This window comes from Paenibacillus sp. M2 (assembly GCF_046713495.1).
GTDB classification, from domain to species: Bacteria; Bacillota; Bacilli; order Paenibacillales; family Paenibacillaceae; genus Paenibacillus; species Paenibacillus amylolyticus_B.
On the sequence record NZ_CP169648.1, the window covers coordinates 5,301,942 to 5,315,402 of the forward strand.

Genomic DNA, 13,461 nt, shown 5'->3' on the forward strand with positions numbered 1-13,461 from the left:
GCTGTGTAAGGCAAAAAATCAATTACAGCTTAGTGCATTACCCAGATTCCGCCAGCCAATACGGAGAGAACCGTGATAAACGTTTGATACACCACATCCATAATGAGATTCCCGATACTGTCTCCATCTGCCTTGCGATTTTTAATCATGACATAAGTATGTGACCAAAGACCACTTAACCCGTATATGTACATCGTTACCAATACACCAACCCAAAAGTTCCCCTGGAACCATATGGCCATAATCCCCATAACTCCAAGCCCTACCTGGGAAAAACCGTATTTAACCTGAAACGGTCCACCAGGCCATCCTAACATTTTGGCTGTCTGATCCGCTCTGGCAATGTTGACAACATAACCAATCACTCCAACCAATCCAAAGGTAACCACAAACTGATGAAGCAGCAATACTCTGCTAATCTCGCTCATTTCCCCGGGAAAACCTAACACATATAAGTGTACTCCCCCTGAAATTAGACCTAACAACCATAGAACCAAAAACCACATGCCTGTCCCACTCCCACCGTTTGTTATTTGGAATCATTTGTAACTAAATGTACAATCTTGTAGATACACACATTATATAATCGCTTTTACATTTGTCAATTCATACATAATTTTCTATTTTGTCGAAGCTTTTGTCATTTTTCTTCCACTGTACGCAAACAAGAAAACCATATAGTTCCATTTAACTTGAAAATAATAGGAATTTAGCCCTATTATTACATTAAAAGGTTTGAAACCTGCTTCTTTTTTAACGCTTCAAAAGAACCACAACTCATTTATTTGACATAGGTGATAATTCAATTATCATCTGTTTGATCATCTACGATTACAGGATAACAGCAACTATCAATTAACATATAATATAAAAGAATTGACAACCAATCACTTTGTAACTATTATAGTTACAACGGTGGTGATTATCCCATGAGACAAATCAGCAGTCGCTTTTCCATTGCGGTTCATACCCTGTCCCTGATCGCTGTTATGCCCAATGAATGCACCGGAGATATGATAGCGCAGAGTGTGAATACCAATCCCGTGATTATTCGGCGGATTATGTCCAAGCTGAAACAGGCTGGTCTAATTGACGTCAGACCCGGTGTGGGCGGTGCTTCCTTGTTGAAAGATCCGGCCGACATTACCCTTCTCGATGTATATCGAGCGCTAGAGGTCGTGGAGGATGGGGAATTGTTTAACTTTCACAAACATCCGAATCCGAAATGTCCGGTCGGCAACATGATTGAACACACCTTGCGTGCCGAACTCATTGAGGCTCAGACAGCCATGGAACAGCGCTTGAATCGTGTAACCATACAGCAGATGATGGATCAGATTCATGTCTCTGAATAAAAAAGCTCATAATGAGCTTTTTTTAACCCTTTCGTTGTAATCACACCTGTTATAACATTTTTGATTACAACCATATGCAAACAAAACACATATCCTAGGAGGAAAAGAAGATGAAAATTTTGGTCACTGGCGCAACAGGTCAATTGGGTTCACTGGTTGTAGAGGCATTGTTAAAAACGGATTCTGCCAAGGATGTGGCAGTAAGTGTACGTAATCCAGAGAAAGCGGAAGCACTCCGCACTCAAGGCGTTGACGTGCGTCACGGTGATTTCGATCAACCGGAGACGTTGGAGAAAGCTTTTGCCGGTGTAGACCGTCTGTTGCTCATCTCCACCGATGGTGACAATGAAACGCGAATTCGCCAACATCAGACTGCCGTGGACGCTGCCAAGAAAGCAGGCGTGGGTTTCATCGCTTATACAAGCGTTGTGAATGCAGAGAAAAATACCCTTTCTCTGGCGGAAGTCCACCGCGCTACAGAAAAAGCTATTCGTGAATCCGGCATTCCGTATTCTTTCCTGCGCAACAACTGGTACCTGGAAAATGAAGCAGGCAGTGTACAAGCAGCTACGCAAGGTGCACCTTGGGTTCATGCCACCAACAACAGCCAAGTAGGCTGGGCTACCCGCAGTGACTACGCCCATGCTGCAGCAGCTGTACTCGCAGGAGAAGGACATGAGAATACCGTGTATGAATTGTCTGGCAAACTACGCACGCAAGCTGAACTGGCTGCCATTGTTGGTGAAGTTCTTGGGCAGGAAATCAACGTGCAAAACGTGGACGATGCCGCTTACGCTGACATCATGAAAGGTGCAGGTCTACCAGACTTTGTCGTATCCATGCTTGTTGATATGCAAAGTGCTATCCGTGAAGGTGCATTGGCTGTAGAGAGTGATACATTAGAGAAATTGCTTGGCCGTCCGGCTCAGCCTCTTAGCGAAGGTATTAAAGCGATTGTAGGCAAGTAAGTTTTGGATATGAGAAAGGGACGCACCAACCAATGTTGGATGTGTCCCTTTTTGGTGTAGCTAACGATCAATACAACGATATCCCCGTTGAACGGATGACTGTACACTCACCCGTTGATTGCGACTGCTGCAATTCGAGATAGATATTTATGCTTTTCACAACAGTTCCTCACTCATTGGTTACTGTTCAAGAATATAACGTGCGGGAATGTGATCGGCCAGCCAGATATTTTCGTTTCCATGATAAAAGAGGATTCCATCTGTGGCCGCTTGAGCAGCATTGATTTTCAAAATGACAGGCAGATCATCCCGTCTTCGTCCCACCTGATTGGCCGTATCGATATCTGCGGACAGATGTACATATTGCCTTTGCCGCGGCTGTAAGCCATGTTCCATAATAGAATGCACTGCGCGTGCCGGCGTCCCATGGTACAGGGTTTCCGGTGGCTTAGCAGGTATCTTCGATATCTTATGAGGTGTCGAATGTCCATACAATGCCCGGATGCGGCCAGAACGGATTTCATGTCTCTTTTTCTCCGAGGCTTGAATCATCTGCTCCAGATCGGCTTGTGTGACTTCCTTCCACTGCGGACTTTCATGTAAAGCCACCAGCAATTGCGAGATTTCCACCCAACCCTCTTCGTCCAGTTCCAGCTCATACTCCCATGGTGCATGTCGCAGAGCGTATGAGAGTTCCTTGCTTAATTTCATCAGATCCAATGCAATCATCTCCCACATCTTATAAAACCGTCTAATTTTGCGATTGAACCGCGGTTAAAATCTCCTGAATGTTACGTTCCAATCCTTCGTCGTCTTCCTGATTGAATTGGCGGTGTCCATCAATCCCACGTTGGATAATCGTATTCATCACCGGATGAACCTCACGATCGGAAGCCACCCGGATCAGATCATCGGCAAAATCAACAGCCTGCTGCTCACTATAATTAAACGGTTTGATCAGCATCCGAATGCTCAAGGCATGGGCCTGTGGCTCTGCCAGCTGATCCCGATGAGTTATGCCATATACCGCGCCAAAACCAAAAGCAGCCATGACCTGACGCTCCAGTTCACTCGTTTGTTCCAAAGGGGTGCCAATCAGCTCACACATTTTGTCCACCATCTGCTCCAGTTCGTTTGCCGCAGCACCGAGAATTACATCATTAATATCATCAGCGTTGATAAATTCAGTCATATTGGTTTTCTCCATTTCTGCACCGTATTTGATCCATTCTCTCAGACTCTATGAGAACATTGTATCGGAGTTGGGGTGTTCGTTTCAAATTCCTCTGGAGATAAAAGGCGAAGCGTATGCTTCCGAAGTAGCCTTCTTTCAGAAAGCTATTAGCTCCTCTTCTTCAGTACATGAAAATCTCTATTTATGGTTAGTGCAGTTTGGTAAATGTTCATATGCGTCACTGTTAATCCCGGCATGATTCATCGTTTGGCGTAGCTCCGAAACAAACTCCATAAAATAGACTTCAGGACTGCGGCTTCCGGCATAATACTGCAGATCATAATCGTAATTAAACCTCGAATACACATCATGCAGATCGTCAACCAACACCTTTTTCATATCCTCTCTCGTAATAGCCGGGTCCATATTGCACTCATTGACTAGGGTCTGTAGTGTCTCCTGGAGAGCTTGCTGATCGTATGACGGGTTAGACAACAGATGCTGCAAATCATACAAGTCTTTAAACCTGGGCCTCACTATCGTTTGATGCAGCTTCCATGCAATTTGGATGGAGAGTGGTACAGTGTAAGGAACGACAAAAGCTTCACCAACCATGGGTTGGTAGGATAGAGCAACAGACTTCTCATTCAAGTCGAGGTTAAAGGATATATCCAGATGCAGCTCATCCTCATCTCCATACTCATTTTCGCTCCTTGGTTCACTATCAATATAAAAGGCAAGCTCCGTGTTCACCGTGGGAAAATCATCCGCCATCGCGTAGTCTATTCTGCGCCAAAAGGTATTCTCCCGAAAGCTTCGGAATACGATACCGTCATTCAGATCCATCTCAGTTACCCGAATCACCCAATCTGTAAAAATTTCATTGGCTTCATCCTCGGTCTCAATCCGACCTACATACAAAAAGTCAATATCATCAACATACCGAATACTTGGATTCTCCAAATACTGTCTGGTTAATAAGCTACCTTTTAATATAAATGGGCCATCTACTAGAGTGGCACGTTTCAATAAGGCTTCTAACACCACAATGAATCTCTCATCCTCATTTAAGAGGTGCATTTTTATGTTTTTTCCAGACAACCGTTCTCCTCCTCATTCATCGTACTCAACATCCGGCTAGATCCATCCACGATCCAATTCTTCCCGGCTATCGTAGATGCACAGTTCATATTGCTGTTTAAATAGTTCCATCTTGTTCATATGCAGAATGGCATGAATCTCTTCAACTCTACGATAAAAGTGTTCTGCACTTTCATATTCTCGGACCGTTACGAATCTAATTTTCCCATTCGCATTCAACGAGTTCCTTGAGATATGTCCGCCTGATCCGGCGCACAACTGCTTCAACCTGCCCACATCATCAACATACACTTTACCGTGCCATTCAAAATAAGGCTTGGACTGCATCACCATCGGCTGATCAAAATACGTCTCTTCCTTTGCCGGAATTTCCACCTTCGTCCGAACAACCGTGAATCCGTTATCCCGAAACTTCGCGGCAACCTCTTCAATAACGTTCTTCACTTCTTCATAATCCGCGCTATGTACAATGCCTGTGATCATCGGTTGATTAATATATTCACCTTGGTCCAAGACGATCAATACGGGCTTCACATGCTGTTCATTACAGATGTTGATAAAGGTCTCTGTCTCGTTCTGCTTCAGATCACGCATGGTTACATGATATTCAAATTCCATCAGGTCACTTCCTTACTGATTTTTGTCATCTCCATTGGCTAGGTACACCATCATTTACTAACTTACTACCTATGACTAGAGGGAGCTTACTCATAGCATATCAAAAAATCTGGGCCACTATTTGTGTTAAAGAAGAATGCTCTTCCGACTTCTCATGAAACCAAATAAAAGCTCATTCCTACTCATAATTCAAGTAAGAAAGATCTTCTGAGAAGCTTATCCTTTTGTTCATGTATTGTTCGATCTTGTATTAATATTGTAAGTTGTTTAATAGGCCGAATAAATCCATAAATTAATCAATATGCCCATTGTCAAGTGCTTCCAAGGTTTCATCACTTATATCAAGTGGTTCCCTTTTTACTCGATTTGCAAGCGAAAGAAAATGAGTAGCACCAGCTACATTCAAATAACCTGCCCTTATAAAAAAATGGCCACCTCTTTCATATAGCTTTACTGCTGGCTCAAGCAAATCTTTATTATCAATAGCAATTTGATTTCCTTCATCAATGAGTGCGTTTAACTCTAAATAACTGGTAGCAATTTCTCTAACATAACTATTGTCAATCTCCTTTAGTATCTGTAATTCATCAACACTTACTTGTGACTTAGTTATTGAACTTGAAATGATAATAAAAGGATACCTACATGGACCAGAATAATATTGAAAAAATATTGATGCTCTTCTTAAGTATTCTTTACTCAAATGAACATGTGATCTTGCTTGCTTGTTTCCAATACAACTCCAATCTATTGCAGCAATACGCTTAATTGCCTGATTAAAATTTCCCATCAATTATTTCGCTCCATCTTCTGTATTTTTATTGCCCAAGAACTTTTTTTAAATAATATTCATATGCTGCAGGGAGTTCAGATGAAGGTTGATCAGAGACTACATCATGTACACCAAGAGGATCGTTTAAATACCATTTTCACTTTATTCGAATTTAAATTTATTCCCCTCAATTGTTATTTGATTTCCTTACTCAATATTTACCTTCATATTAAAATTTGTGATTCATCTTTTTTTATACTTCCGATTGATTTAGGGTGTTACATCTACGACCAAATTTAATAAAAAGGCAAGAAAACAAAAAACAGCTCAATTATGCTGTTAAATAACTAAATTGGACCTATAACGTATAACACAATTACTTTAGCTTTTTTCTACAGCTATTTATTTTGACTATTTAAATAATTCTCTACAAACTGTTTATTCTTTTCTTTTTCAGGAAGCAAACCTAGATACTTATACTCAAAAATCATTTGTCTTTGAGTTGGGGTTACTGTTGAAGCTATTACATCTTCATAATCATAATGAATTTTCAACTTACCAGGATGCTTTAAAGTTAAGGTTAAATTTGTCCACGCCTCTTGATCATTGTCTATAAAAATTTGTCTTAATTCTTTAAATTTTGTTTGTAATTCTAATAATAAGTTATCATAAGTTTTTTCACTCAGTCTATATTTTTCAGGAATATCATGAGAGTATATGAACTCCTCATTCTCATAAGTGTTGAAATAGAAGTATACCTCTCTTGATATTGCTCCATTATTCCTCTAACCTCCAATTTGATTCTCTATTGTAATTTTCTTTGTCCTACTCCATCTATCGGGTACTCTACTATCAAACTATCATTGATTAAACACATTTACATAAAAATTCAAAATATGGAGATCGTTCTATCACTAATTCTAGTACTTGTTTTCTATTTTCCACTTTGAACAAAACCTTCGTTTACCAAAGATCAAAATTGCTGGGTTTGAATACCCATTTTCCTCCTTCATCCACAGTGCAATCACGAATAAAATGAAACAACAACATTACTGCCAATTCTAATCTAGTATAGTTGTTACAGTCTTCTGTTCAATATTCTCTAATATTACCTTTCTGCGTGTATTAAGATCATTAAATTGTTCAAAAGACAACTTATCCTTTAGTTGATGTAGACTCAAATTTTTCCATTCTTTTAACAAATACTCTTTAGATTTATGAAACCTGCCCAGTACTATTTCGGACATTCGTAAACATACTATGTCGTGGAACGGTGCGTGATCTTTCACGAGGAAATGACAATTTATTTAGAAGTCTTTTCTCACAAAAAGACCCATCCACCTGAATAATTCTGATGGAATAGGCCTTAAAATTTGCAACTTCTAATTTTTGAAATTATTCACGATTGTTCCTACGTCTGAGAAACAAATAAACTATCCAAAAGGTCAGTGAAACTTTTGGCGATCAGTCTGATATGTTCTTCCTCTAGAGGAAGTTTCTTTTCAATATAATTGTCATAATCCATATCAAAATGATATACTCTCCCTTTATTAGCTCCTTCTACTACAATACACACTAAATTATTCCTCGGTGTCTACCTATTGGATAATAATTTTCGATAAAATATTTGCTTCTGTGTACAGACGATACTTTTGTTCTGAATTATTATTTAAATTATGAGACAAAAGAAAAAACATCAAAATAGAAGACTCTATTTCACCTTCTTTTTGGTCATCATTTGTAGTAAATCTCCTTCTAGTACCAGTGTTTCCACCATTCTTTAACATTAAAAATTTCTTATAATCATCAGGGAAAGTCATATTATACTTTTTCTCGACTGTCAAAAACTGTTACATTCTTCTGTAATGGAGTCCTCACCAAATTCTTCATTGTTAAGAAAAACAACTGAAGGTGAATTTTCACTTTTTCGGTAATCAAAGCAAAGCTGATTGCCAAAAGGATCTGTTCCAAATGGAAATATCCCTTTTGGCATGAAATCACTTATAAATTCATAAACTACAACAATATTAGGCTCACTTGTAAAGCTTAGTAAATGGTCAAAAACTCCCTCTCCTCCATCATCATAGGAAAATATATTTGGTACAGGATGCCCACCATTATAGTTTTTAACACATTCTCTATAGTCAACAGGAAATTGTATACCATATTTTTTTTCAACCTTATTAATTATATCTTCACTAATATCTCCAACCGTGCGTTCCCAAATTATCCCCATTTTTTATTTTAATTCCATTGGTCCCATAAAATGATTGATTATATATATATGCTCAATAAATTTAACTTTTTTTAAATTCTTAACTTTCTCTGCTCCACCTAATCCTAAAAGAGGAACATAGCCAAAACATTCATCGTAAGCAGGCTCTCCATATTTTTCAAACGCTTCAAGATAGGGAGACCAGTCAAGAGCTTTATTCAAAAAATATTCATCACTTATGTCCCCAAAAAAGTACTTAAAATTTTTCCCTATAACATTTACTTCATGCTTTCTGAAGTTAAGCGCCATTAAGTATCCATCTTCCCAAATCAATATATCTCCCATTGCTGTTGTAAATAGAGGAATTGCTAATTTTGCTCGACTGTAGGTATCCTGTAATAATTCTAAATACTGATCAGGATTAATAATTTTCAGATATCCATTGGAAAGACTACCCATTCCATATTCCTTCCATACTTCAATTAGTTCAACAGGAATTCTCGATCTGTATTTCTCGATAATGCTTATAGGTATTTCTTTCTCAAAAACGAAATTCGGAATAGATGGCATACTTCTTTATACCTCCTTTAGCTCTTAAAACATTTCCTGTTTGAATCGTTTAGTGTTCTATCTGCTGGTTGTATTGTACGATCTGTTGTAAATATTTGTGTAACATTAACAGGCCTAAGTATATTGTTTTGTTTATTAAGTTAACAATGCCAAAAAATCTTTAAAACTTTCCGCCAAAAAATAACTCACTGGATCGAATTCACCAGAATTCGCGTGATCCCAGACACAAACATTAGGAGAATTTCTAGATTCACGAAAATCTAAGCATAGAAAGTCACCAGAAAATAGAACAGCTACTGGTAACAAGGCAACTCCTATTAAGTCCTCATCATCAATTAATCTCTCATCAAGTTGGGATTTTATAGCATCAATATCAAATATTCCAAATTCATTGCCGGTTGGATCTTCAAGAATGCACAAAAATCTAGTAATTAAGTAATTATGACTATTACAACTAAAAGAACATTTTTCTGGAATGCCTCCGTTGTTTATCTTAACAAATTCTTTATAGTCTGAAGGCAATACTACCCTCCAAAAACCTTCTTCTTTTGACAATACCTGATCAGTTGGTAATGGATAGATAATAGATTCTGCTCTCATTTCCACAAATTTCTCTCCCTTATCTCGGTGCATCTGCCCATATTCCGTTTGATCTACCACCATTATGAGTAGTAATGTTGTGTATACCAAAGGGAACTAATTGCATTTTCCCCGGTACTTCTGTGATGCCATGTATAAGGTCCATTGTTAACCGATTTCATTATGTCTTCCGGTAAATTTTATTCAACCAGTTAAACTGATCTGTGTCACCTTTTTTACACAAATCTTTTTGGAAGGTGCACTTCTACATCAGCCCCTCGAAATCAGCAAAGCCGAAACAAATACCTTCTACTTTCTTCACTTCAATTTTTGGTATAAGATTTAATTCCGCAGCTTTATTTCTATCTGTTTTCTTTGTTTACCTGTTAAATCTGCACCTCCCTGTATACTTTTTCGTAATTTATAAAGATCTATTACAAACAGATCGACCCCATTGACTCTTTGACCAGGATCGATCTGTTTTATTTATGCTTATATCTACTTTGCTTACATTTCTTTTTCCGATCCCACATATATACTGTCTTATCAGCGTATCCCGGACCCACTTCAAAAAATAATAACTTTTGAACTGATTAGCCTTCTAAAACCAATTTACGATTACTTTATTTTCTCATCCCAATTTTTGTCGAGTTTATCCAGACTATTTTCACTAATATCCATTGGTTCAACCGTGCTCATTTCTACAGAAACAATTCGAGAACGTGCAGCCCTTCCATAGGTTAACTCTCCATTATGGTATCTTATCCTCCCGCCTCTACTAAACAACTTTATAATTGGAGTATAGAGTCCTTGGAATTCGATTGCTATCGACTCGTTTTCACCAGATAAATATGCCCATTCCAAATAGCTTTTACAAACTGATTTGACTAACCACTCATTCTTAATTTCGTTTAATTCATCACAGTATTCATATATTTCAATTGGCAACTTTATACCACAAATATCTGCTGCACTAAACACTGCAAGTCTCTTGTTAGGTTCTTGATCTATAAAATCATAAAAATGAGAACCTCTCCTTAAAAACTCATATAATAATATTCCATGTGAAGGTTTGCTAGGTTCTTCATTTTCCCAATTAATGTTTCTTATAATGGTTCTGGCATCTTCAAATATCTGATTCAACTAGGTGTCCTCCTGAAATTAAATTATATTAATTATAAAATAGTCTCATCCGCTTTAAAATCCGGGAAATCTTTCGGTGGAGGAGGTGCAAGATCATGAGCCCCCTCGTTAGGTGGTTTTCCAGTCATACCTTCTATAGGATTCCATGATTCAATTTTACGATACGGTACTCCTTCTTGCATCATCTTACTTTCAGCTAGCTCATGGTCTGCTAGCTGTCTAAACCATACTTTTCCTGCAGGTGTTAATTCACCTTTAAGTGCCTTTTCCCAACCATAAGCGATATGCATATCAGGATGAAAATAACCACTATAATAATATTTACCAGTAATGGTATCTGGTAAATTAACATGCTCAGTTAAAATTAAATGTTTCTTCAAGTCAATCGTTTCCTGCAAACTTAGTCCAGTGTTTTTGGAGAACAGTTCAAGTTCATTCATATCTAGACCTGTCCCTCTTAACCTATCGTATGTCTGTTGAGCGATTTTCTCTTGCTTAATTAGAGGTTCAAATTTTATAGGCTCTCCTCGCGGTTCAATACGCTTAGTTGGGGGTAATACATCACCCGTCCCCTCAGCCTCTGATTCACTTTTTTGTCTGTCTTCCTCTTCCCTTTTACGTTTTTCCTCCTCTTTTTTCTTTTTATCATCTTTTCCTTTTTTCTTCGATGAATCTTGTTTCCACTGATTATGACTGTTGGGAATCTGATTATCTTTCTTGTTAGCGCTAGATGAGCTTGTTCCTTCACCCTCACTCGACTTTTTCCCTGTACCTGTATTTGATCCTGTAGTATCAGGTTCTCCGGATGTTTGGGTCTTCTTACTGGTATTCGGAGTTGGATCCTCTATCTTTCCACTACTTGATGGCCCTGTTTCTTCACCATCGCCAGGCTTCTTCCCTGTACCTGAACTTGAACCCGTACTATCCGTTTCACCCGATGATTTGGGCTTCTTACTAGTACTCGGTGTCTGACCCGTTTTCTTGCCACTGCTTGGTGAGTTTGTGCTTTCACCATCGCCAGACTTCTTCCCTGTACCTGGACTCGATGCAGTAGCATCAGTTTCACCCGATGATTGGGACTTCTTACCGCTGCTCGGGGTCTGATCTGTTTTCTTGCCACTGCTGGAGGAACTTGTTCCTGCCCCATCGCTTGACTTATTCCCAGCGTTCGAACTTGTTTTCCCTCCGGAACCCACTTCCCCGGCATTCCCCGACTCTTTGGGCTTGTTATTTCCCAAGTTGCCCCAAGGCTGAAAGCCGATCTTCTGTTTTTCTTTATAATAATCGCTGACGGCTTTAACAATCACATCTTTTGACTTTTTCACAAATGTCTTTGTTTTGCTTGTAGCCGGTTTATCTGTCGTCGTTGTTCCTTTAGAAGCAGCACTTGGAGAACCCGTTGTTCCTGGATGGTCCGAGGGTTCGGGTACACCTGAAGAACCCTTTTTCGTGCCTACTCTGCCCGTAAATCCATTGAACTCCCCGTCCAATCCTTTCATAGTCATCTCGTGTTGCTCGAATTCACCCATCAGGGTAGATAGTTCTTCTTCGCTCATGGGAGCCATAATTCGCCGGGCAAGATACTTCTTCTGTTCTACCGTCAGATTCTGTTTCTGCCAGTAATTATAGTCACCCATTTCTTCGGCGGTGATGTCTATTCTTCCGATATCTCGAGCAATGCCGTTATGATTGAAAAACAATTCATATTCAATATCATTCTGCTGCACCTTCCCATAATGCACGAGTGCTTCCTTCAACTCTTCGTCAACCTGTAGAAGCTAATTCTTCCAAAAATATAAAAGGAGATAACCAATTTTAGCTCCAGATTAAAAAGTTAATTAAAAAGAAACTACCTCTCCTCAATCCTGATTCTCTATTATCATTTATTCAAAAAAAGGAGTCATTCCACCTAAAAATTGGAATGACTCCTTTAATCAATCATTAGTCTCTTTTTAGCAGCAATCAGTTACATCACAGAACTTCTTCTTGTTGGACTATAATTAACATATCCTTTTTCAAACATTTTATCAGCTACAATATATATATCATCTTCTTTTTTTGCTATCTCCAGTTCCTCAGCCGTTACACCTAGTAATAAACTTATTCTACCGTATCCAGAAGAAACAGGTATAATTTCAGGTAAATCTATTGGTGGAGTAATTATGAAGCCACTTAAGTCTGTATTTGGAAGCCTACCTTCGCGATATTCTATAAATTGGCCAGGATAAATATGATTTTTTGTTTCTTCAATATATTTAGTCCAACTAACCAATTCATCTCTAAAAACACTTTCGTTAGGCTTTGCCGTTATCATCAATTCATACCCATATCCAGAAGTTTTTCCATTTTCAAACTCAATAAGGGATGGGGCATTATTCTCAGGATTAGTTAGCCCCGATGTGATGTATACATCCAGTCCATCAAAAGCATTTTCATATTTAAGGATTAACAAATCACTCTGCTCACTTCTCCACACGATCCTAGGTTCTATGCAATCAAACATCGACCAATATATTATTTCCATTCGATCTGACAATGGGAATTCTAAAGGTGGAATGAAAATTCTTTTTAGAATGGTTTCAACTTGAGGATAAATAAAATGACCCTTATTTATTGTGATTTTCATTTTCGATAAGGGAATTTCAGATGAAGCAAGATTAAATAACTCCTCTTCATCTAATTCTATCCACACATCCGGATTTGCTTCATCACGAGAATATAAAGTATTAATATCCACAATACCTATACTAGATAATCCTAGCAAGTCTACTAATGGAGATTTTTGTTTTCCAGCAAATAATACAAGTTCACATCCACTCGGAAAGCAGAAACCTATTGATTCAAGACATCTACATAAATATTCAAAATATGGGGATCGTTCTAACACCAATTCTAGTACTTGTTTTCTATTTTCCACTTTGAACAAAACCTCCGTTCACCAAGGATCAAACTCATTACTTCTTTAA

General features: G+C 38.5%; 18 protein-coding genes. 2 read left to right on the forward strand and 16 right to left on the reverse strand.

Annotation, left to right across the window (positions count from 1 at the left end; all coding sequences use genetic code 11):
• Positions 1-29: 29 nt before the first annotated feature.
• Entirely contained in the window at positions 30-506 is a 477-nt protein-coding gene (locus ACETMN_RS24435) for a DUF6790 family protein (protein ID WP_026080959.1), read from the reverse strand.
• Positions 507-929: 423 nt separating this feature from the next.
• Here ACETMN_RS24435 and ACETMN_RS24440 point away from each other — a divergent pair, with 423 nt between their 5' ends.
• Positions 930-1,355, forward strand: coding sequence for an Rrf2 family transcriptional regulator (locus ACETMN_RS24440; RefSeq protein WP_091013862.1), 426 nt, complete (start codon positions 930-932; stop codon positions 1,353-1,355).
• A gap of 110 nt (positions 1,356-1,465) precedes the next feature.
• Positions 1,466-2,323, forward strand: coding sequence for an SDR family oxidoreductase (locus tag ACETMN_RS24445; RefSeq protein ID WP_091013859.1), 858 nt, complete (start codon positions 1,466-1,468; stop codon positions 2,321-2,323).
• 180 nt (positions 2,324-2,503) lie between these two features.
• Here the strand turns inward: ACETMN_RS24445 and ACETMN_RS24450 are convergent, their stop codons facing one another.
• From ACETMN_RS24450 to ACETMN_RS24520, 15 genes are all read right to left on the reverse strand, one after another.
• Positions 2,504-3,043, reverse strand: coding sequence for an RNA 2'-phosphotransferase (locus tag ACETMN_RS24450; RefSeq protein ID WP_091014382.1), 540 nt, complete (start codon positions 3,041-3,043; stop codon positions 2,504-2,506).
• 31 nt (positions 3,044-3,074) lie between these two features.
• Positions 3,075-3,515 carry an Imm48 family immunity protein gene (gene imm48 / locus ACETMN_RS24455; protein WP_411735223.1) on the reverse strand — a complete coding sequence of 147 codons (441 nt, stop codon included), beginning with the start codon at positions 3,513-3,515 and terminating at the stop codon, positions 3,075-3,077.
• 180 nt (positions 3,516-3,695) lie between these two features.
• Complete coding sequence (locus ACETMN_RS24460; protein WP_411735224.1) at positions 3,696-4,598, reverse strand: nucleotidyl transferase AbiEii/AbiGii toxin family protein; 903 nt, start codon at positions 4,596-4,598, stop codon at positions 3,696-3,698.
• A gap of 36 nt (positions 4,599-4,634) precedes the next feature.
• Positions 4,635-5,216, reverse strand: a complete 582-nt coding sequence (locus ACETMN_RS24465) for a hypothetical protein (RefSeq protein WP_411735225.1) — start codon at positions 5,214-5,216, stop codon at positions 4,635-4,637.
• A gap of 292 nt (positions 5,217-5,508) precedes the next feature.
• Positions 5,509-6,006 (reverse strand): hypothetical protein, encoded by a 498-nt coding sequence (locus tag ACETMN_RS24470; RefSeq protein WP_091013849.1) that lies wholly within the window; start codon positions 6,004-6,006, stop codon positions 5,509-5,511.
• Positions 6,007-6,386: 380 nt separating this feature from the next.
• On the reverse strand, positions 6,387-6,758 hold the full coding sequence (locus ACETMN_RS24475; protein ID WP_091013848.1) for an immunity protein YezG family protein: 372 nt from the start codon (positions 6,756-6,758) through the stop codon (positions 6,387-6,389).
• Positions 6,759-7,049: 291 nt separating this feature from the next.
• The gene (locus ACETMN_RS24480) at positions 7,050-7,235 is read right to left on the reverse strand and encodes an Imm3 family immunity protein (RefSeq protein ID WP_143786470.1); all 186 of its coding nucleotides are present in this window, start codon (positions 7,233-7,235) and stop codon (positions 7,050-7,052) included.
• A gap of 351 nt (positions 7,236-7,586) precedes the next feature.
• On the reverse strand, positions 7,587-7,832 hold the full coding sequence (locus ACETMN_RS24485) for an SMI1/KNR4 family protein (RefSeq protein WP_091013845.1): 246 nt from the start codon (positions 7,830-7,832) through the stop codon (positions 7,587-7,589).
• Complete coding sequence (locus ACETMN_RS24490) at positions 7,829-8,224, reverse strand: SMI1/KNR4 family protein (RefSeq protein ID WP_091013841.1); 396 nt, start codon at positions 8,222-8,224, stop codon at positions 7,829-7,831. Before ACETMN_RS24490 ends, ACETMN_RS24485 begins: the two co-directional genes overlap by 4 nt.
• A 3-nt stretch (positions 8,225-8,227) precedes the next feature.
• On the reverse strand, positions 8,228-8,773 hold the full coding sequence (locus ACETMN_RS24495; protein ID WP_411735226.1) for a T6SS immunity protein Tdi1 domain-containing protein: 546 nt from the start codon (positions 8,771-8,773) through the stop codon (positions 8,228-8,230).
• Positions 8,774-8,908: 135 nt separating this feature from the next.
• Positions 8,909-9,373, reverse strand: a complete 465-nt coding sequence (locus ACETMN_RS24500; RefSeq protein ID WP_256975005.1) for an SMI1/KNR4 family protein — start codon at positions 9,371-9,373, stop codon at positions 8,909-8,911.
• Positions 9,374-9,392: 19 nt separating this feature from the next.
• Complete coding sequence (locus ACETMN_RS24505; RefSeq protein WP_411735227.1) at positions 9,393-9,518, reverse strand: HNH endonuclease; 126 nt, start codon at positions 9,516-9,518, stop codon at positions 9,393-9,395.
• A gap of 452 nt (positions 9,519-9,970) precedes the next feature.
• Complete coding sequence (locus ACETMN_RS24510; protein WP_091013835.1) at positions 9,971-10,495, reverse strand: hypothetical protein; 525 nt, start codon at positions 10,493-10,495, stop codon at positions 9,971-9,973.
• Positions 10,496-10,527: 32 nt separating this feature from the next.
• A complete protein-coding gene (locus tag ACETMN_RS24515) occupies positions 10,528-12,051 on the reverse strand; it encodes a hypothetical protein (protein WP_411735228.1) in 1,524 nt (507 codons plus the stop codon).
• 410 nt (positions 12,052-12,461) lie between these two features.
• A complete protein-coding gene (locus tag ACETMN_RS24520; RefSeq protein ID WP_091013831.1) occupies positions 12,462-13,412 on the reverse strand; it encodes a suppressor of fused domain protein in 951 nt (316 codons plus the stop codon).
• Positions 13,413-13,461 lie beyond the last annotated feature (49 nt).